The organism is Chryseosolibacter indicum (genome assembly GCF_018598585.1).
Taxonomy (GTDB): Bacteria; Bacteroidota; Bacteroidia; order Cytophagales; family Cyclobacteriaceae; genus Chryseosolibacter; species Chryseosolibacter indicus.
This window is the reverse complement of sequence record NZ_JAHESD010000010.1, coordinates 73,709-95,161: the sequence shown is the minus strand read 5'-3', so window position 1 is coordinate 95,161 and position 21,453 is coordinate 73,709. Positions and strand designations below refer to the sequence as shown.

Sequence of the window (21,453 nt, the reverse complement as noted above, 5' to 3'; positions counted from 1 at the left end):
TAACCTAAAACCTAAGGGTTAGCATTCCCATAATATTACGGCCCGCCTGTGGGTAGTAATAATTTTCTCTATATGTGGTAGCACCCGCCTGGTAGCCCCAGGTATATCCGTTAGACTCATACATGTTATCAAGAACGTTGTTGATCAAAAAGCTGAAATTTATCTCTTTCATGAAAGAGGGCTTCCAGCTATAACTTAAACGTATATCATTAATGAAATAGGCGTCAATAGCGCGATTTTCATTTTGTGTGTTGTCCAGGTATTGTTTACCAACATATTTACTTAATAGCGCTATTTCTGCCCCGCGAAACGGAAGATATTTCAATTGTGATCCCGCTATGATAGCAGGAGAAAAGGAAATATCTGTGCTCTTATAGGTATTTCTAATAAGATTGTATTCATCAAAATTATTACCATAGTCTTCAATAACTTCAGTGTAGCTTTGGATCTTATTTCTGCTCAGGGTAAAGTTAAAGTTCCATTGTAATTGATTTGTAAGTCTTAGTGCTGATTCTACCTCTACGCCCATTCGGTAGCTTTCACCCGCGTTTGTTCTGATGTTTGCTCCTACATCATTAAGCTGGCCAGTGAGTACAAGCTGATCTTTATAATTCATCAGGTAGTAGTTCAGGTTAAGGCCATAATTCTTACCCGTTCTGCGATAGCCGACTTCTAGGTTTTGGAGTTTCTCAGGTTTTGGATTGTTTCCTGGAAAGTCGACAAAATCATTTCGAACCGGTTCCCGATTGCTCATGCCAAAGAAACCATATAATTGCTGATGGTCAGATATCGTTACAGTGATTCCGGCTTTTGGATTAAAGAAATTGAAGTCAGCATCTACATCTACTGGCTCTTGCTCATTCTCGATTCCTTTTGCCTTATATGTTACTCTTCGATACTGAAGATCAATAAACGCATTTACTTTATTAGACAGCTGAATATTTGTTTTAAGATATGAGTTGAAATCGCGCTTGTCTCCGTTATTAAAATAATATCTGTATTCATGAGGGAATTGAGCGTATTCAGCCCAGAGTAGTTCGCCATAATGATCTCCATCGTAGCGGTTCCAACCTCCTCCCAATACAATGTTCCAAATGTTTTTATCGTAGTTTAGAGAATACGTAAAACCGTAGAAGTCGTTATTGAGCCATCTTCTCCTGATCATGTCCATTGTTTTAATGGTGTCATTATCCGTGGTACTTCCATCATCATCTATTATGATGTTATTCAAGCCGTAGCTTTCAATCTTATCATCATATCTGTACTCTTCATAATAGCCTTTGCCCGGCGTGTAATGCAAACTTGTGTTCCAAGTGAAGGCCTCTGTAAATTGGTGTGAGAAGTGAAGTTGATAATTGTCCTGCTGATAATTATCAACCTGGTTTTTGTATTGATATGGGTTGAACGTCCTGCTGTTAGATTGGAGCAGGTTTTCTGTTTGGATGTCATTCCAGCCTTCATTCATGGCTGTGATTAACATAGCCTCATTGTCGTTATTAAGCCTTGATTCCGGTACGCCGTACCAGGCCTGATAAGTTCTTTCTTTACCTCCAAACATTACAGCCTTTACCAGCGTTTTTTCAGTTTGATAACCACCCGAGAAATAGTAAGAGCTCAGATCAGAAAAGGCTCTGTCAATAAAGCCATCAGAAGCAATTTTGGAAAGCCTTCCCTCAAAACTCCAGTGATCGTTGAGTAAACCCGATCCAAAATTAAAAGTATGTCTTCTGGTATTGAAGGAGCCGAAAGCATTGACAAAATCCGCGTAAGCGTGATCATTTCTGGTATTTGTTTGCAGATTTAAGGTTGCACCAAAGGCACCGGCTCCGTTGGTAGAAGTTCCTACTCCCCGTTGAATCTGTATGCTTTGAGAAGATGAGGCAATATCAGAAATGTTGACCCAGAATGAGCCCAACGATTCTGCATCGTTATATGGAATACCATTGATAGTAACATTGATACGAGTTTGATCGCTTCCGCGGATTCTAATACCCGTATATCCTACACCTGCGCCTGCATCGCTTGTAGTAACGATGGAAGGCGTCCAGTTTAGAAGAAATGGTAAGTCCTGACCGAAGTTCTGTTGTTGGATATCCTGTTTTTCTATTGTTGTATGAGTAGCAGGAGTTTTGTCTGTTGCGCGTGTTGCGCTTACAACAACAGCTTCAGAAATTACCGGGGCTTCTTCAAGCGCTAGCTGTACTTCTGTATTTTTAGATACAACTATTGTTTCTTCCTTTTTTCTGAATCCAATAAAAGTGATAACCAGGGTTTGGTTCCCGGAAGGCACCCTTTCAAATTTAAATTGACCAAACTGGTCCGTAACTGATTGTTGTTTAAGGTCTGAAATTGAAACGCTCGCACCTGGAAGCGGACGGCTTCGTGCATCGCGAACAACGCCACTTACAATGTACTGACTGTAGCAGTACGAAGACAACAGCATAAAGACTGTTACACAAAATGTTTTTAACATGATTTAACTTGGTTTAAACTGCAGCACACAGGGGAATGTGCCACGTTGTTTAAACAAGACTGTTTAAATGATGTCGGAGAGCTTGTCTTACCAACCTTTTCTAAAATGTTAAAGCGATCTCATTCTTTAAGTTCACCAAATTGATTTATGGTGAAGTGTAAAGTTAGAGAATTCGCTGAGAAAGATTGAATAATGAAGAGCTAATCAGCAACACATTGTCAACAGCCTTTGCCTTCCCTTCGGCCGCATTACCGGCATCAGGTTCAATGGGTATAATCTCAGCCCGTTCTGTTAAGGCACCCCTTGTTATTACTATTACATACGCCAAGGCATTACTGCCTTTTGGACAGCACAAAGTTAAACGTGAATTTTATTAATAATCAAATTTATTTTAGGAGTTGCTGGGTGCAAAGGTGGTTCGCTTCAACATCAGGGCTTTTTAATCCGAAAACGTTACCCAAATCCATTATAATTTGCACTTTTGTCATAGAACCACTTAATAACAGAGATTCATGGTGCAGGCTTCAGTAAATAAGAATGTTTTTGAGATTCAGCTCGAAGAAAACGGGTTCAAAGTAAACAATGAGTTTGTTTCATGGGATGTTCAAAAACTTGACAACAATGCTTTTCATATCATCCTTAACAATAAAAGTTATACAGCAGAGATTGTTAAAATTGATAGGGGAGGTAAGTCCTGCATCATAAAGATCAATGGAAAGCATTATCCGGTTGAATTGAAGGACCAATTTGACCTTCTGCTGGAAAAAATGGGTATGAACGCAGCTGCTTCTTCTAAAGTTAATAACGTTAAGGCCCCTATGCCAGGATTAATCATCGATTTGAAGGTTAAAGATGGAGATCAGGTGAAGGCCGGTGATACACTGCTTATTTTAGAAGCCATGAAAATGGAAAATATTATTAAATCGCCGGGAGAAGGTGTTGTAAAGGCTGTAAAGATAAAGAAAGGCGAAAGCGTTGAAAAAAATCAGATACTGATAGAGTTTTAGTCCTCCGTATTTTTATTACTTCCCTATATTTGCACGGTTTGTTGAAAATAAATCGGTAGGAAGTTATTCGTTACAGGCCGGAAAGGTAATTCTGGCGGAAGCTTTACGAATAGAGTAAGGAATAAGAGAAAAGACAAATCAATTAACAATTGAATAACGAATAACTCAATATATAACTGGTAAAAGATGAAATACAAACGTATTCTCCTGAAATTGAGTGGTGAAGCACTTCAGGGATCCTCGAAAAGTACCAATATTAACCCCGCTGTTTTAGAGCAGTATTGCGACGAGATTAAAGCAGTAGTAGAAAAAGGGGTACAGGTAGCAATAGTAATAGGAGGAGGAAATATTTTCAGGGGAGGCCAGGCTGAAGCCCTTGGTATTGACCGGGTACAGGGTGATTATATGGGCATGCTAGCTACCGTTATCAACGCAATGGCATTACAGAGCTCGCTTGAGCGTCACGGGATGTATACCCGTCTTATGGCTGGTATTAAAATGGAGCAGGTATGCGAGCCATTCATTAGAAGAAGGGCTATCAGGCACCTTGAAAAAGGCAGAATTGTAATTTTTGGGGCAGGTATTGGTAATCCTTATTTTACAACAGACTCAACAGCCAGTTTAAGAGCCATTGAAACTCAATGCAATGTAGTATTAAAAGGAACACGTGTTGATGGCGTTTATACTGCTGATCCGGAAAAGGTACCAGATGCTAAACGTTACACAACCCTTTCTTTTCAGGAAGCATACGAAAAAGGTTTGAATATCATGGATATGACTGCCTTTACTCTTTGTATGGAGAACAAGCTTCCTATTATAGTGTTCGATATGAACAGAAAAGGAAATTTACTTAAGATTGTAAACGGCGAGGAGGCAGGTACTTTAATAAGCTAACACCAGGTTTAATTTCAAACTTCAGATTCTTATGGACGAACTTCAGTTATACCTAGACGAAGCAAAAGAACTTATGAACAAAGCCCTTGCTCACGTAGGGCATGAGTTAACAAAAATCAGAGCTGGTAAAGCCAATCCATCCATGCTTGATGGAATTATGGTTTCTTACTATGGTGCGATGTCGCCATTAAACCAGGTTTCGTCAATGACTACCCCTGATGCCCGTACAATATTTATTAAGCCTTGGGAAAGAGGCCTTATCCATGAGATTGAGAAGGCTATTATGAATGCCAACCTTGGTCTTACACCGCAGAACGACGGTCAGCAGGTAATCATCAATATTCCTATGCTTACAGAAGAACGTAGAAGGCAATTGGTGAAGCAGGTTGCGCAGGAATGCGAGCATGGCAAGGTAAGCGTGAGAACCATCCGTAAGGAAACAAATGAAGAGTTGAAGAAAGTAAAAGGTGTTTCTGAAGACGATGTTAAAAATGCTGAGGAAAAGGTGCAGAAGCTTACCGATGAATTTATCACAAAGATCGATGCTTTGATGAAGAAGAAAGAAGCAGAGATTATGACCGTTTAATTCTGATGAGAAAATATTATAGCCGGGGCTTCCCGGCTTTTTTGTTTTTAAGCGGTTAGGTTAATTTGAATATGGTTTCTTATTTTCGAAACACCTTATATTCATGGAGAATCAAAGTTTTGGAGTTCGGGCTAAGTCGACAGCTAAAAAAGTACTGAGGGTATTTCTTATTACCCTGGTGGTTGTAGGTATAGCAGTGTTTAGCTTTTACTACTGGGGTGTTTATGACGAAGGTGTAAGAGCAGGAATGGTTCTTCGATTAAGCAAGAAGGGCATGATCTTCAAGACGTATGAGGGGCAATTAAATCTTCAGACATTTGGTGCGCTAAGGGGAGCAAATCCCATCATGGAATCTTTTGATTTTTCTGTAGAGAAGAGCAATGAGCAAGTGATTAAGGATCTTGAAGAGGCAGCTCTTACAGGTGAGCGGGTAAACCTGCATTACGTAAAGCGATATGCAACATTTCCCTGGCGCGGGGATACAAAATATTTTATTACTAAAGTAGAGCGTTTGGACAAGTAAACTTTATCTGACACCCGATCGTTGAAGTTGAATTGAACTTACGCCAGGACAAATAAATTATACATGGTAAAATTTTCTTCTGATGTTGAAGCAGCTGATGCACTTGCAGCTTCTTATAAAAATTTAAAAGCAGAAATTTCTAAAGTTGTAATAGGACAGGATGAGGTTGTAAGACAGGTACTTACTGCTATATTTTGTCAGGGCCATACACTGCTTATTGGTGTGCCAGGGTTGGCTAAAACACTACTGGTTCATACTATTGCCACCTCACTGGATCTTATTTTCAAGCGGGTTCAATTTACACCTGACCTTATGCCTTCAGATATTGTTGGTGCAGAAACAATGGATAAGGAGAGAAACTTTAAGTTTGTGAAGGGACCTATTTTCGCGAACATTGTATTAGCTGATGAAATTAACCGTACACCTCCTAAAACTCAGGCTGCTTTGCTGGAATCAATGCAGGAGTATGCTGTAACGATCTCGGGGCAACGATATGAACTTCCCAGGCCTTTCTTTGTATTGGCAACCCAAAATCCAATAGAACAGGAAGGTACTTACCCGCTTCCTGAAGCACAGCTCGACCGTTTCATGTTTAATATAATGCTTACCTATCCTTCATTTAAGGATGAGGTGGAGGTTGTTAAAACAACAACAACCGATGAGCCAAAAACCGTAGGCAAAATCCTTACAGGAGATGAAATACAGGCCTACCAGCATCTTGTAAGACGAGTTCCAATTGCTGATAACGTGGTTGAATATGCGGTGATGCTTGCCAATAAAACAAGACCAGGCATTGAAGGTGCTTCTTCAATCGCTAAAGATTACCTCGAATGGGGAGCAGGCCCTCGCGCATCACAATATCTGGTAATTGGCGCTAAATGTAATGCCCTGCTTAACGGTAAATATTCTCCGGATATAGAAGACGTTCAGGCTATTGCCAAACCGGTTTTGCGTCATAGAATTGTGAGAAATTTTAAAGCAGAGGCAGAAGGCATAAGCGTAGATGATCTGATAGACAGACTCGTTCGGTAACCTTTCAGTTGTACATAGTTGCTATTGTTATAGCGTACCTACGAATACGTTAAGTCGCTATACCAGGAGGAACTCTTTTGCCAGACAAGGCATTTATACCATGTATATCGATGTGACAAAAGCCGCTTGTTTGAATTGCTATGGCATTATTGAAAACAAGCATTATCTAACCCTGCTTAACTTTATTCCAGTCAAACTGTTATGTTAAATACCCGAAGACCACGTAGAAATAGAAAAAGTGAAGCTATACGTGCAATGGTAGAGGAAACCCGTGTAACTACCGATGATCTTATTTTCCCATTGTTTCTTGTTGATGGTACGAATAAAAAAATTGAAGTAGCATCTATGCCCGGTATCTACCGGCTCTCTACCGATCTTATGCTCAAGGAAATAGAAGAGTGTTTAAAATTGGGCATTCGCAGTTTTGATGTTTTCCCTGCTGTGGAAGATCAATACAAAGACAAGGTTGCAAGTAAAAGTTATGATTCTAATTTCTTTTACTTAAAAGCACTTCGTGAAATAAAAAAACAATTTCCTGAAGCGTGTATTATGACTGATGTAGCAATGGACCCTTACAGCTCTGATGGACACGATGGTTACGTGAAGGATGGAAAAATCCTTAACGACGAAACATTAGAGATACTTGGCAAGATGGCTCTTGCCCAGGCAGAAACTGGAATAGATATACTCGGACCTTCAGATATGATGGATGGAAGGGTTGGATATCTTCGAAACCTGTTGGATAAAAATGGTTTTGCGGAAGTTTCGATTATGAGTTATACAGCAAAGTATGCCAGCGGATTTTATAATCCATTCAGGGACGCGTTGGATTCTGCTCCTAAATTTGGAGACAAGAAAACTTATCAAATGAATCCGGCAAACAGAACGGAAGCATTGATAGAAGCGGAACTTGATACAGAAGAGGGTGCTGATTTTCTCATGGTAAAGCCAGCGCTTGCCTACCTTGATATCATCAGGTTGTTAAAAGATAATTCAGCTTTACCTGTTACTGCGTACAACGTAAGCGGTGAATACTCTATGGTAAAAGCTGCTGCGTTAAAGGGTTGGCTTGATGGAGATCGTGTAATGAAAGAAACATTGCTTAGTATAAAACGTGCTGGCGCTGATATTATTCTTACCTACTTTGCCAAGGAATTTGCTCAGACATTGAAATAAAAAAACACAGATCACCTTTATATGCAACTAGGTTTAAAGGTGATCTGTGTTAAAAAGGTTACTTCGCGTTAATTCACTATCCTTTTGCTACCTGCACGATCGCTCATTGATAGAAGAGCCATAGAAAATGGCATTCATTAACATCTTATTTGGCCCAAACCAAAAAGCTCTAAATGCAAGATTATCAGTAAAGCCTATAACTCTACCTCTTCCCAGGGCAGACACACTTACAACACTTGCGTTCTTTATAAGATTATAATTCTGTTTAGAAATGTATCCACTAATTAGCGGAGACGCAGTAAACGTAATCGGATTTGCATACGGATTTTTAGATGGCTCTAGACAAAGGTTGTTGGATTTAAATACAGGCATAGTCGTGTTGTAATAACCATATAGTAGTGGATGCGTGATGTCTGCATTAGCTTCGAAAATTGCTCCGCTTGTTTCCTGTGCTCCTTCATACTCGTCAATAAACTCATAAGGCCGTGCTTTTACTTGCTTTTGGTCTTCGTTCTTCTTCATCTCAAACTTTCCGAAGGCATTTGCATGAAGCCAATGAAGTGCGTTTTCAAATCCTATTACAACTCCTCCATTTTGTATCCATAGTCTCAGGCGATCCTTTGCGTTCTCGTTAATTGCGTTATATGTTCCAGGAGGAAATATAATCGTATTGTATTTGTTAAGATTTGCTGTGTTAAATACAGATGTCGGAATCTTTGTTAACGGAATATTATAACGCGTGTCAAGAAGATGCCAAATTTCACCTGCATCATTTGCTACAACACCCACATCTACAAGCATAGCGATCTGAGGTTTTTGAAGTGTAATAAAAGAATTACTGCCGAGGCTTGTGCCCTTATAGTCTAGTCCTGTTGCAAATGAATAGATATCTATGCCGTCATTCTTTGTAATGTCATCAAGAATAAAATCAATAAAGTCTAAGGATTTCTCCTGACCTTCCAATGGAATAATAACAGACCCTCTTTCAAACACCTTGCCCGAAGGATGATTAAATGCAGCATTAGCTACTTTGATGCGTATGTTGTGCTGAAGCAATTTATTAATAGCGCGGGGTGTGAAATATTCGTAAGGCTCGAAAGCATAGGCATAAGTACTCTTTCCATTTACAAATCTGCCTTCGTATTTTTCGAATGAGGTTACTTTTGTGCCTAACGAGGGCGTTGTTTTCAATTCTTCAACTTCAAGTCCGCTTGCTAAAGAGAGTGTCCATGACGAGATATCGTAAAAGAGACTATCTTCAAATTTGGTACGTTTTTCAAACATACCTTTAATAAGCCTGTATTGCGCTTGGTTCATCGGTACGATAAAACTAGACGTCGCATCAAATTCTTTTCCATTTATCTGTTGAGAAGATGCAGGCTTATAAATGGCAATGTCCTGACGTGATACAATTTCTGCGAGCAGATGCGCTCTCGTTTTGTCTTTTGAAGATCCGAAGATGATTGCCTTAACAGGATCTTTAGTAGCGTCGCTTACTGCGTCTTTAAAGAACTGGCGTTGGTAGCTTAGCAAATCAACCCTTAATGCATTAACAGCAGTTAGACTACTTAGACCAGTAACGAATTGATTTCTTATGGTAAAAGAAAAATTCAGAATGCCGTTAACACTTTCTTGCGCATGGCCTCGCGAACTGGCCTGTTCAAATAAAATTCCTATAGCACCTTGTGCATCTGGGAAGGTAGAACCTTTACCATAGTAAAAGTCGTCATAGCCTTCTTGAGTAAAGTATAAAGAACCTATTGCATCAAGTGCTTTAGCATGAAACTCTCCGATCTTCATAGTAAGTTCATGATTCTTTTGTGGTGTTAATGGATGTTTTCGGGAAGGAACTCCAGGTTGAAAGAAGAAGGTTGAATTCGTTCCCATTTCATGATGATCAGTGAGCAGGTTAGGTTTCCATTGTTGAAACTTCTTTATTCTTGCCTGTGATTCGGGTTGTTGTGCTACCAGCCAATCGCGGTTGAGATCAAACCAGTAATGATTTGTTCTTCCTCCTGGCCACGATTCGTTGTGTTCCATGTCGTACGAATCTGCAGATACTACTTTCCCCTTTCGGGAATTAACCCATGTTGAGAATCGCTGAAGACCATCAGGATTAAAGCTTGGATCAAAAAGTATAATTGTATTTTTTAACATTGATTCAATTTCCGGCCCTTGAGCAGCGGCAAGATGATAAGCAAGCAACAGACCAGCATTGCTACCGCTCGGCTCATTACCGTGAATGCTACAGCCTAAATAAAATACAGCCGGCATGTTTGCTGTGTTTAATGCAGATGATTTTGCAGGATCTGCAAGTTGTACGTGTTCCTGTCTTAGTTGCTCAATATTCTGATGATTCGCTGGTGCTGTGATGGTGAGTAGCAATAGTGGTCTTGCCTCATGGGTATATCCTGTTACTTCCAATGCAATCCTATCAGACGCCTGATCGAGCGCATACATGTAGCTGACGAGGCGATCATGTGTGACATGAAATTCTCCCACTTCGTGACCAATTATAGATTTTGGTGTAGGTATTTTAGGATCGTAAGAGACTTTGTCCGGGAGGAAATAGGAGAGGTCTGATTGCGCAAACGCTTGCGATTTTAGGAGCATTAGAAATGCAAAATAACAGAGCAGGATTTTCTTCATAAAAGGTTTAAGGATTTCGTATTTCTAATAGAGAAAATAAAGACATATCAATCAAATAATTAGAATGATATTATATGAGTGGTGGTCGAAGCGATGTTAAATTAACATGAACAAAATGTATAAAGATTTAAAGCATGAATAAAGGTAATCTCTTTCTAAAGGAATAATTTTGTGACCTGAATACCCTTTAATCTAAACCTTAAACTATTTTATGAGAAGAATTCTACTAGTAACAGCCATTGTGTTTACGGCTCTGGCAGGGGCATTTGCGCAAGGGGTTACAACCGCTAGTATTAGCGGTACAGTAACAAATCAAGAGGGAGAAACACTGCCTGGAGCAAATATTATTGCAGTTCATGTTTCGTCAGGAACAGAATATGGCACTTCTACTCGTACAGATGGTAAATTTAATTTGCCCAATGTTCGCGTAGGTTCTTACAATATCACCGTTAGTTTTGTTGGCTTTCAAAGCCAGAAGAAAGAAAATGTAAATCTTTCGTTAGGTCAAAATTACACTATTGATTTTAAGCTAGGTGAAGAAGCTACAACGTTGTCTGAAGTACAAATTGTAGGACAGGAAGACCCTGTTTTAAATGCTGAGAGAACCGGAGCGGCAACGAATGTAAGAAGAGAACAATTCGAAACGCTGCCAACAATTTCTAGAAACTTCCAAGATCTTACTGCACTTGATCCGCGGGCAGGTAGTAGTAATCTTTCTTTTGGAGGAAGAAGTAACCTTTATAATAACTTGACCATTGATGGTTCTACTTCTAATAACGTTTTTGGATTAAGTGCTACTCCTGGTGGACAAACTAACACACAACCTATAAGTGTTGATGCAATTGAAGACATGCAGGTGTCAATTGCGCCTTATGATGTTCGCCAAGGTGCTTTTACAGGGGCGGGAGTTAATCTTGTAACAAGAAGCGGTACTAACGAATTCACGGGCTCAGTATACGGGTTTTATAGAAATCAGGACTTTGTTGGAAAGAAAATAGAAGGAAACAAAATAGAACCAAGCGAATTTAATTACAAAAACTATGGTATCCGTTTAGGAGGCCCTATCCTTAAAAATAAACTTTTCTTTTTTGTTAATGCAGAACTTGAAGAACATATAACACCAGCTGTTACATTTCCTGTAAATACATCAGGTAATCAAGCTACTGCTATAACTAACGTTAATGATCCCAACTACAACTCGCCAACAAATTTGGAGAGACTAAGGACGTTTCTACTTGACCCAGCAAAAGGTTGGACATTCGATCCGGGGAGTTATGAAAACTTTGATGCTACCGTACATAGCACTAAGTTCCTGGCTAAAGTAGATTGGAACATTAATACCAAGCATAAGTTAACGGTTAGATATAATCAATTGGATTCTTACCGTGACATTCCTCCAAGCAATTCAGGAGGTATAGGATCGGCGCCTCAGGGAGGAAGACAAAACAGTGTTAATGCGATACCGTTTTCTAAGTCCTTTTATAGACAGAATAATAATCTTAAGTCTATAATAGCAGAGCTTAATAGTAACTTCAGTAGCAAATATTCAAACACTTTTACAATTGGTTACTCAGCTTTTAGAGATTTCCGTGAGCAAGGCGGAGGCGGAACTCCTCCAAATTTCCCTACTGTAGACATACTTGGACCAAATGGAAGTACCTTAACTACTTTTGGGCCGGATCCATTTACACCCAATAATAAGTTAGATCAGACTATTATTCAGGTAAATGACAACTTCAGTATTTTCTTAAATAAGCACATAGTAACGGTGGGTACAGCAAATGAGTTTTTTAAATTCAATAACGTGTTTACCCAACAGATCAATGGCGTATATCTATATAGTAGCATAGATAATTTTATAAATAACGTAACGGCTCCTACCACTATCCCTTCGAGCAATAGCAATGCCCCTTCTCAATACCTACTTCAATATTCAGCTATAGAAGGTAACCCAGCACCCGGTGCAGAATGGAATGCAGCGCAGTTAGGATTTTATGCGCAAGATGAATATAGTGGTTTCAAAAATTTAACCCTAACCTTAGGGTTTAGAGTTGATGTACCAATATTTAGTACTGATCTTCCGCAAAACCCTGTTAGCGATGAAATGACGTTTGTTAACGGACAAAGAATTCGCGTTGGCAGACTTCCAAAAACTTCTCCTCTGTATTCGCCGCGTATTGGCGTGAACTGGGATGTATTAGGAGATAAGACTTTGCAGGTTAGAGGAGGAACAGGTGTGTTCACAGGACGCGTACCGTTTGTATGGATTTCGAATCAGGTCGGAAATAATGGGTTGTTATTCGGTTCCATTATTGCCAGTAATCAGGATGCAGGTGCTAGTTATCCGTTTAATCCCGTGCCTCTTACTTCCAGCGGAACTGCTCCTCAGTTTGCCATTAATGCTGCCGTCGAGGAATTTAAATTTCCACAAGTATGGCGTACTAACATAGCAGTAGATAAAGCGTTGCCGTTCGGAATTGTAGGAACGCTTGAAGGTATTTATACAAAAGATATAAATGCAGTATACATTAAGGATGCCAATCTGAATAATCCTTATTCTACTATAGAGGGTGATGGAAGACCCTTGTTCCCTGCTACATTAGCTCCTAATCCTACAAATCCGGCACTACCAGGAAGAAGGGTGAATCAGAATATAACGCAAGCACTCTTGCTAGATAACTCCGATAAAGGATATCAATGGTCATTAACAGGCCAATTGCAGAAAACTTTTGCTAAAGGATTATATGCATCTGTGGCATATACGTTTACTGAGGCTCAGGATGTAAATAGCCAGACAGCGTCAACGGCAAGTAGTATCTTTACCGGGTATCCTATTGTTGAAAGCCCTAACAAACCTGTTCTTTCATACTCTAGTAATTTAACGCGACATAGAATCGTTGCAAGCGCATCTTATAGAAAGGAGTATGCTAAGTACTTTGGGTCTTCTTTATCGTTAATTTATACTGGCTATTCAGGAAATACTTTTTCGTACACCTACTCAGGTGATTTGAATAACGACGGTTTGAGTAATGATCTTATTTATATTCCGAGATCAAAAGACGAAATTCTCTTAACCACATCAGATGCAAGAGATACACGTACACCCGATCAAATTTGGGAGCAACTAGATAACTATATCAAACAAGATAAGTACCTTAGCGAACACCGGGGTGAATATGCAGAAAGGAATGGCGCATCTGCACCTTGGGTTCACAATGTTAATCTCAGATTCTTACAGGACTTCTTTATTGAAACAGGAAAGGGTAAAAGGAATACGTTGCAATTGTCAGTGGAATTAATCAATGCATTGAATCTCTTTAATTCCGATTGGGGATTATTTAAAACTCCAGCAAGATCATCTTTACTCACTTTTGTTGGATATGAAAACCCTGCCGCAACATCAGCGAATACTAATAGTAACAATCCGCTCCTTCCGAACAATTCTTATATGAATAGTCCAGCTTCCGGAAGACCAATATTTTCTTTTGCAACAAACAGCAATGGTACACCACTCACAGAGTCGTTTGTTAATAGTACTGGATTAAATCAGTCAACGTTCAATTCTCGCTGGCAGTTACAATTTGGTATACGTTACATTTTTAATTAATAAGTAATGAAAAAAATTATGCAACTAAGATATAACTTATACATTGTTAATGTACTTGCAGTTATAGTGTTTACAGCTATTGGTTGCCAGGATACTGAGTATCCTGAACCAAAGCCTGCTGAAGGTTCATCAGCTAGTACTGCAAATATTTTTGCAATTCATGCGTCTCCTGATGCACCAGCTTTGACTTTTCTAGTCAATAATATTCAAATAGGTACTCCACTTAATTTTGGTTCTTCTTTTTCGAACTATGTAAGCACGCCTGTTGGGCAAGCACAGGTAAAAGCCAGTGCTCAAACCGGAACTATTGGTGGTACGATTGGAAGCGGAAGCATTCTTTATCGGGGAGGTGCTACTAACCAGAATAATTTCACTTTTGCTAATGGTAGTTTTTATACCGTATTTGTTATTGACACATTAAACCGTCCTAAACCAACAACCGTTAACGCGACGAATCCTGGCGGCCCTCAATTTTTAGGACCTGTAAGAGATAACTTAAGCGTACCCCCAACTGGTAGTGCAAAAGTAAGATTTTTGAATCTTGCGCCTGGCGCCCCTGACGTATCATTAAGTGCAGGAAGCGTTACACTGGCAGGAAGAGGCTATAGCCGAACTGCAAGTTCAGGTACGCCATCAGTTGACTATGTTGCATTCTCTAATATCCCTTCCGGTAACTATACTTTAAATGTTTCTGGAACAGGAGTATCAGTCACCAATGATTTTACTTTTCAGGAAGGAAAAATTTATACCGTTTATCTAACAGGTCAAGCTGTTAAATCGGGTAATACAACAATTGTAAAAAAACCATTTGCTGTAAAGGTTGTGCAGCACAATTAAAAGCTAAACTTCTTTATTGAAAGTACGGCTCTGAAATCTGTTTTCAGGGCCATACTTTTTTATGGTTTCATTTTTTAGCAAACTATTAGTAAATTGCTTCTTATGCTTGCTAAGAAGCCGGTAAATTTCGTACTGATTTGGTGCCTGTGGATGCTTGCTTCCTGTGTACCATCACACCCTAAAGAAGAATTCTCTACTGAACCCGAAGTTTTGATCGATCTGGATCAGATTAAAAAACGTGGTTATATCAACGCTCTGGTAGATAATAATTCCATTAGCTATTTTATCTACAAAGGTCAATCCATGGGTTATGAGTATGAGCTTTTGAATGATCTGGCCAAACATCTTGGCGTTGGTTTAAAAATCACAATAACTACAGGGGTCGATCGCGCCATTGATCAGCTTAATCGTGGTGAAGGTGACATTCTTGCTTTCTCTCTTGCAGTTACAAAAGAAAGAAGTAAGTTTATTGCGTTTGGTAATCCTCACTTTCATACACACCAGGTTCTTGTTCAGCGAAAGCCTGACAGCTGGCGAAAGATGCCGGTTGACGAAATCAATTCCAAGCTCATTCGAAATCCTATTGAGTTAATTGGTAAAGAAGTTTACGTTCTTCCGGGTACGAGTTATGAAACACGTCTCCATCATCTTTCTGAGGAAATTGGAGGAGATATTATTATAAGAAAGGATACAACGATAGCAGAAAGCGAGTCGCTGATGCGAAAAGTAGCCTTTGGTGAAATAGATTATACGGTAGCGGATCATCTCATTGCTAACGTTAATGCTTACTATTATCCAAATTTAGATGTTGCTACACCTTTAAGCGTTTCACAACGCATTGCCTGGGCAACGCGGATTAATAGTCCTGATCTTTTGGCTGCAATGAATGAGTGGATGGTAAAGGTGAAGAAAGAAGCTACGTTTATGGTGATCTTCAATCGCTATTATAAAAGTCCTCGTACTTCTCTCATTCGTTTAAAAAGCGATTATTCCTCGTTGGGAGGTAACAAGCTTTCTCCTTTTGATACTCTTATCAAAGAAGGGGCGCAAAAGCTGGGGTGGGATTGGCGTTTGCTTGCATCGCTGGTGTACCAGGAGTCACACTTTCTGCCTCAAGGTGAATCGTGGGCAGGGGCAAGGGGTTTGATGCAACTGATGCCTGCTACAGCACAACGCTTCGGTGCCGTTGATCTTGATGATCCCAGGCAGAGCCTTAGGGCTGGCGTTGGATATATCAGGTACCTTGACCGGTTTTGGTTGAAGAAAGTACCCGATCAGAAAGAAAGAATTAAATTTATCCTTGCGTCTTATAATGCCGGACTTTCACACATTGTCGATGCGTGGCAGCTTGCTAAGAAACACGGTAAAGACTCAAGACGCTGGGATGGACAAGTAGAGTATATTCTTTTGAAGAAATCAGATCCTAAGTTTTACCGCGACCCAGTTGTTACTGCAGGTTATTGCAAATGTGAAGAGCCCGTAAACTACGTTCGCGATGTTTTAGATCGTTTTGAAGAGTACAGGCTTCATATTGCCTCTTAAATTTTTACTCCTGCTGCTGACTTTTAGCATTATCTTTTCAATGGTTTTTTAAGCAAGAACTATTGTTCTAAACTGTTGTTATTAATCTGGGTTTGCTTAGAGCCTGGTTATTATATGAATACAGATTTTGCTTTTCTGGATGCAATGCGTAGAACCGGCGATGTTGGGGCTGATGAATTGGTAAGTTCTACATTTGAAAAGAACGAACAAAAAATTCTGTACAATCTGTTAGGTACAAATGATGCTACGGTTAGTCAGACAGCCGACCATCCTGTAAAACATTTTCTCCTCCAGCAAAAACCGACACCACAATGGTTTGATGAAAAGCGTATCCTTAACGGACAACAGTTTTTCAAAAAGTATGCACTTGACATCATGACTTTGCTTGGAGCTAAATCATTGCCATATTGTTATGCAGCTTCTCCGGGAAACAAGGCGATTTATTTGACAGAGAAGATGCGAAGCAACCCGGGCAAGCGTTTGGTGGAGACGGCGCATTTTATCATCACTGTAATGCAGCCTGGTAGTTTTAGTGACGCTCGCTTGGGGATAATCCAGATAAATAAGACCAGGTTAATTCATGCCTTGGTTAGATATCACTTACGTAGAAAATCATGGAATAATGCTTGGGGTCTTCCGGTTAATCAGGAGGACATGGCGGGTACTAACCTTGCGTTTTCGTACATCATTCTTTTAGGCTTGCAGCAAGCCGGGTTTTTAATGCGGGAGGAAGAACTGGAAGACTTTCTTTTTGTGTGGCGGTACATCGGCTATCAATTAAACATAAATGAAGAATTATTGCCTTCTTCTGTAGGTGAAGCCTCTCTGTTAGAGCTAGCTATCAAGCAACGACATTTTAAAAGGTCGGAGGAAGGTATTCGTCTTACCGAAGAGTTACTAAAACATTATAAGGCATCTTTTCCCCTTATCCCCGGGTACCTGGTAGACGCACAAATTAAATATTTTGTTGGAGACGAGTTGTCAACTCTTTTAGGGCTTCAGTCATCCCCTTTTAAAGATCGATTTATAAAGCTGATAAATAGACTAAGGATAAAAGTAAACAAGTACTACGTGGATAAATCCAGTTATGAGAAAATGATACGGAACCACTACATGCTTAAAGAGAAATATCTTGGTGCTGTTTAATTAAGGTTTTAACGCTCCAGCTGACTAACGATTTCTTTAAAGTTTAGCTGTTGCCACGTCGCATTGATTTCTGGCGTTGTCAGAATCTTATCCATGATCATTTGCTGTTTTCGTCCCATGGCAAGCGCTTCCGAGTAACGAATGCTGTCATTGAAGGTCACCATTGAATAGAGTGGTATCCATTTGTCAGGATAAAGTTCATGCAGTTTAGCTTCTATTTTTTTTCTTAATAGGAACTTCGGATCTGCCACAAGATCTCGCATCTCAATAAAATTGCTTAAAGCTAATTCAGCTATTGCGTCGGTATCTGGTTTTCTTATTGTTTGAAATTCCTCAAGAACAATTGGCCAATTATCATTGTGCTTTGATAAGAGGTTATTCAGTATTCGGCAATCTTCAAAGCCTGCGTTCATTCCTTGTCCATAGAAAGGAACAATTGCATGAGCAGCATCACCGATTACAAGTGTTTTATTTTTTACCCACGGAAAGCATTTAATCATTACCAGAGAGGAGGTTGGGTTTGTATGATATTGGTTAATTAAACCAGGTATCAGTTTTACAGCATCCGGGAAATTGCGGGTAAGAAACGTGCTAATGTCCTCGCTGGTGGTGAGTGAATTGAAAGAGTTGCTGCCTTGGTTAGCAAGAAATAATGTACAGGTAAAACTTCCATCAGGATTAGGAAGTGCAATCATCATAAAGCTTTCACGTGGCCAAATGTGTAAGGCATTTTTCTCTAACAGGTGTTTGTTGTTCTCTCCTGCGGGAATATGTAGTTCTTTATAACTATGTTCGATATAGTGCTGGGCATAATTGAAACGATCTGTGATTTGCATTGCAGACCGAATAGCGGAAAAAGCTCCATCAGCGCCAATAATCAGATCAAATTCTTTGGTTACATTTTGTTTACTATTAAGGTCGTGAAGTGTTAAACTGGTTTGTTCAAAATCAACGGCTAAACATTTGTTGTTAAAATGGAATGTAACGTTGTGCTTCTCGGCTTCATTCATCAACACTTCGTTAAGGCCACTTCTTGAGATCGAATTGATGTACTGGCCTTCTCTTCCATAAGGTAAAAATGAAAGGTTTCCTTGCAGGTCGTGCATCATTCTTCCATGCATAGGAATGGCTACACTCTTTAGTACATCCGCCAGGCCTACTTCTTCCAGGGCTTTTATACCTCTTGTGCTTAATGCAAGGTTAATAGAGCGACCTGCTTCAGTGTTGCTAACACGCATATCGGCCCTGCGTTCAAAAACTGAAACTTTGTACCCTCTCTTAGCAAGGTAAATAGAGAGCAGTGAGCCAATTAGTCCGGCTCCTATAACCGCTATATGATTTCTGCTATTCATGTAGGATGCTTATAGTTTTAAAGTTTTACACCTAAAGCCTTCCTGAATATCTCACCGAAAAGGTAGACCTCTTCAAATGTATTATAAAGTGGTACGGGTGCGACACGAATTACATTCGGTTCGCGCCAGTCAGCAATTACGCCGGCTCTGGTAAGGTCAGAGAAAACCTTCTTTCCGTTTTTCTTCATAAAAATAGAAAGCTGGCATCCGCGCTCTTTAGGATTTGAGGGTGTTAGAATATTAAAGTATTTATGTGATGGGTCTATTTGGTTGAGGATGAACTCCAGGTACCCTGTAAGTTGTACACTCTTCTCTACCAGGTTCTTCATCCCGGCCTGCTTGAATATTTCGAGAGATGCGAGATGCGCTGCGCTTAAAAGTATAGGGTGGTTGGAAAGCTGCCATCCATCAACCCCTTTCATGGGTTTAAATCCCTTGCGCATCAGGAAACGTTCTTTTTCATTATGGCCCCACCATCCGGCAAAACGAGGTAGATCAGCTTGTGAAAATCTTTCATGAACATAACAACCGGCTATTGCACCGGGCCCTGAATTAAGGTATTTATAACTGCACCACACGGCAAAGTCGACATCATCACGATGAAGATTAAGAGGCACATTTCCTACGGCATGCGCCAGGTCAAACCCTACAATTGCTCCTGCTTCGTGGCCTGCAGCTGTTATCTTTTTAATATCGAAAAGCTGCCCGGTATAGTATTGAACTCCTCCAAAGATTACAAGTGCTATTTCATCACGGTGATCTCTAATTGCTTGAAGGATGTCTTCAGTTCTTAATGTAAATTCTCCTTCTCTGGGCTTAAGTTCAATAAGTGTATCGTCAGGATTTAAATTGTGAAACCGGATCTGGGATTCAAATGCATACTGATCAGAAGAGAAAGCACCATGTTCCGTTATAATTTTATATCGCTCTTTTGTAGGCCTGTAAAAAGAAACAAGAAGCAGGTGCAGGTTTACTGTGAGCTGATTCATGGCAACCACTTCTGCCGGTCGTGCTCCTACAATGTTAGCCAGAATTGTTTTCGAAAATTTTTGGTACGATACCCACGGTCTTCTGGAATGCACGTGTCCCTCAACGCCTAAATTGGCCCAATCTTGTAGCTCTTCGTCTATGTATTTCTTTGTTGCTTTAGGTTGTAGCCCTAGCGAATTTCCTGTAAAGTAAATAGCCGTTTTCCCCTTCACCTTGGGGATATGAAATTGGTTGCGGAACGATTTAAGGGAGTCGTTTCTATCGAGTTTTCGGGCAAACTGTAATGAATGGTTGAATTCCATGGTGTAAGACGGTTATAACGCGTAAAATAAGAGCTTTAAATGCAACCTGCATTTAAAGGCAGGGATACGGGCTGCAATCTATTCCTGCCTAAGGAATATTTAAGGGATTATCGCATTTTTTTGAAGAGTTAATCCTGTATTCTCTGAGACTTCCCTGAGACAAGCCTGAGACTTCCCTGAGACAAGCCTGAGACTTCCCTGAGACTCCTCCAAGAGTCAGTCCTTTATTTTCGGCTTGATCTCCTTTATTTATCAGATTATGGTATGAACCTATGGTTTAATGTTAATACACGAACGAAGACAGTAGCTTTGTGTGCTTTATTAAAACAGCTTTAGTTGTTCGGTAAAGGCGCCTTCATGCAGGAGTAGCCATTCTTTTTTGTCAAGACCTCCTCCATATCCGATTAAGTCTCCCTTTTTTCCAATAACACGATGGCAGGGAACGATGATGGCTATTGTATTTTGTCCATTAGCAAGACCTACAGCGCGTATGCTGTTGATGTCGCCGATACGAAGTGCCAATTCAAGGTAGGAGATGGTTTTACCATAAGGTATGGTCAGTAGTTCATTCCATACACTTAATTGAAAAGGACTACCTTGAAGCTTAAGCTCAACAGTAAAAAATTTTCTTCCGCTATAGAAATACTCCTCAAGCTCGCGCATGCATTGTTCAATTACAGGTGTTATTAACTCTTCCTGCTTTTCCTTTTTAAGGAAGTTAACGGTTGTGATTTTATTGTCCTCCGATTGAATCCATAGATCGCCAACGGGAGATGCGTAGTAAGCATTGCCAATCATTACACAAATCTAGGATCCGCCTCCATCACAGTCCCGCATTTTTTACAGGTCCTTAAATCTTTCGATCCATAGAACTCTTTAAACCTTGGCAGAAAATCTTTTTCAATGTTGGTGAGGTGGAATTTATATTCGTGCAACTTGTTATTGCAGTTCTCGCAAAACCACATCAGTCCATCTTCTTCAGAAGTATTGCGTTTGCATTCAATTACCAGTCCGATTGTATTGGCAGGCCTCATCGGCATGTGAGGAACTTTACCTGGCAATAGAAACATATCACCTTCGCGAATAGGAACATCTACGGCTTTTCCGTCTTCTTGTATTTTTACATTGATATCGCCTTCCAATTGATAATACAGCTCTTCTGTTTCGTTGTAGTGGTAGTCTTTGCGTGCATTTGGTCCGGCTACAATCATTACAATGTAATCGCCAGCCTCTGCATAAAGATTTTTGTTTCCTACAGGTGGTTTTAGAAGATCTCTGTTTTCTTCTATCCAGTTTTTAAGATTGAATGGTCTGCGAATTGCCATAAACTGTTGCTC

At 39.9% G+C, this 21,453-nt stretch carries 16 protein-coding genes and 1 riboswitch; of the genes, 10 read left to right on the top strand and 6 right to left on the bottom strand.

Annotation, left to right across the window (positions count from 1 at the left end):
• Positions 1-4 precede the first annotated feature (4 nt).
• On the bottom strand, positions 5-2,473 hold the full coding sequence (locus tag KK060_RS06930) for a TonB-dependent receptor (protein ID WP_254152978.1): 2,469 nt from the start codon (positions 2,471-2,473) through the stop codon (positions 5-7).
• A gap of 217 nt (positions 2,474-2,690) precedes the next feature.
• A riboswitch (TPP riboswitch) is annotated at positions 2,691-2,787 on the bottom strand.
• Between the two features lie 198 nt (positions 2,788-2,985).
• Between KK060_RS06930 and KK060_RS06925 the strand changes: the two genes are divergently transcribed.
• The 6 genes from KK060_RS06925 (at position 2,986) to hemB (ending at position 7,691) form a co-directional block, all read left to right on the top strand.
• Positions 2,986-3,480, top strand: coding sequence for an acyl-CoA carboxylase biotin carboxyl carrier protein subunit (locus KK060_RS06925; RefSeq protein ID WP_254152977.1), 495 nt, complete (start codon positions 2,986-2,988; stop codon positions 3,478-3,480).
• 186 nt (positions 3,481-3,666) lie between these two features.
• The gene (pyrH, locus tag KK060_RS06920; protein WP_254152976.1) at positions 3,667-4,374 is read left to right on the top strand and encodes a UMP kinase; all 708 of its coding nucleotides are present in this window, start codon (positions 3,667-3,669) and stop codon (positions 4,372-4,374) included.
• Positions 4,375-4,405: 31 nt separating this feature from the next.
• Positions 4,406-4,960: a ribosome recycling factor gene (gene frr / locus KK060_RS06915; protein WP_254152975.1), complete on the top strand. Its 555-nt coding sequence runs from the start codon at positions 4,406-4,408 to the stop codon at positions 4,958-4,960.
• Between the two features lie 103 nt (positions 4,961-5,063).
• A complete protein-coding gene (locus KK060_RS06910) occupies positions 5,064-5,483 on the top strand; it encodes a DUF8785 domain-containing protein (protein WP_254152974.1) in 420 nt (139 codons plus the stop codon).
• A gap of 63 nt (positions 5,484-5,546) precedes the next feature.
• Entirely contained in the window at positions 5,547-6,515 is a 969-nt protein-coding gene (locus tag KK060_RS06905; protein WP_254152973.1) for an AAA family ATPase, read from the top strand.
• A gap of 201 nt (positions 6,516-6,716) precedes the next feature.
• Positions 6,717-7,691, top strand: a complete 975-nt coding sequence (hemB, locus tag KK060_RS06900) for a porphobilinogen synthase (protein ID WP_254152972.1) — start codon at positions 6,717-6,719, stop codon at positions 7,689-7,691.
• Positions 7,692-7,778: 87 nt separating this feature from the next.
• Here hemB and KK060_RS06895 read toward each other — a convergent pair whose 3' ends face one another.
• Entirely contained in the window at positions 7,779-10,340 is a 2,562-nt protein-coding gene (locus KK060_RS06895) for a M14 family metallopeptidase (protein WP_254152971.1), read from the bottom strand.
• A gap of 211 nt (positions 10,341-10,551) precedes the next feature.
• Between KK060_RS06895 and KK060_RS06890 the strand changes: the two genes are divergently transcribed.
• The 4 genes from KK060_RS06890 to KK060_RS06875 all read left to right on the top strand — a co-directional run bounded on the left by KK060_RS06890 (position 10,552) and on the right by KK060_RS06875 (position 17,472).
• A complete protein-coding gene (locus tag KK060_RS06890; protein ID WP_254152970.1) occupies positions 10,552-13,947 on the top strand; it encodes a TonB-dependent receptor in 3,396 nt (1,131 codons plus the stop codon).
• A 6-nt stretch (positions 13,948-13,953) separates the two neighbouring features.
• A complete protein-coding gene (locus tag KK060_RS06885) occupies positions 13,954-14,784 on the top strand; it encodes a DUF4397 domain-containing protein (RefSeq protein WP_254152969.1) in 831 nt (276 codons plus the stop codon).
• 102 nt (positions 14,785-14,886) lie between these two features.
• Positions 14,887-16,326, top strand: coding sequence for an MltF family protein (locus tag KK060_RS06880; RefSeq protein WP_254152968.1), 1,440 nt, complete (start codon positions 14,887-14,889; stop codon positions 16,324-16,326).
• A 114-nt stretch (positions 16,327-16,440) separates the two neighbouring features.
• Complete coding sequence (locus KK060_RS06875; RefSeq protein ID WP_254152967.1) at positions 16,441-17,472, top strand: oxygenase MpaB family protein; 1,032 nt, start codon at positions 16,441-16,443, stop codon at positions 17,470-17,472.
• Between the two features lie 8 nt (positions 17,473-17,480).
• Here KK060_RS06875 and KK060_RS06870 read toward each other — a convergent pair whose 3' ends face one another.
• The 4 genes from KK060_RS06870 to KK060_RS06855 all read right to left on the bottom strand — a co-directional run bounded on the left by KK060_RS06870 (position 17,481) and on the right by KK060_RS06855 (position 21,441).
• Entirely contained in the window at positions 17,481-18,824 is a 1,344-nt protein-coding gene (locus KK060_RS06870) for an FAD-dependent oxidoreductase (RefSeq protein WP_254152966.1), read from the bottom strand.
• A gap of 17 nt (positions 18,825-18,841) precedes the next feature.
• Positions 18,842-20,116: a kynureninase gene (kynU, locus tag KK060_RS06865; RefSeq protein ID WP_254152965.1), complete on the bottom strand. Its 1,275-nt coding sequence runs from the start codon at positions 20,114-20,116 to the stop codon at positions 18,842-18,844.
• Between the two features lie 321 nt (positions 20,117-20,437).
• The gene (locus KK060_RS25005) at positions 20,438-20,914 is read right to left on the bottom strand and encodes a methylated-DNA--[protein]-cysteine S-methyltransferase (RefSeq protein WP_302180020.1); all 477 of its coding nucleotides are present in this window, start codon (positions 20,912-20,914) and stop codon (positions 20,438-20,440) included.
• Complete coding sequence (locus tag KK060_RS06855) at positions 20,914-21,441, bottom strand: 3-hydroxyanthranilate 3,4-dioxygenase (protein WP_254152964.1); 528 nt, start codon at positions 21,439-21,441, stop codon at positions 20,914-20,916. The genes KK060_RS25005 and KK060_RS06855 overlap by 1 nt, the downstream gene beginning before the upstream one ends.
• Between the last annotated feature and the right edge of the window lie 12 nt (positions 21,442-21,453).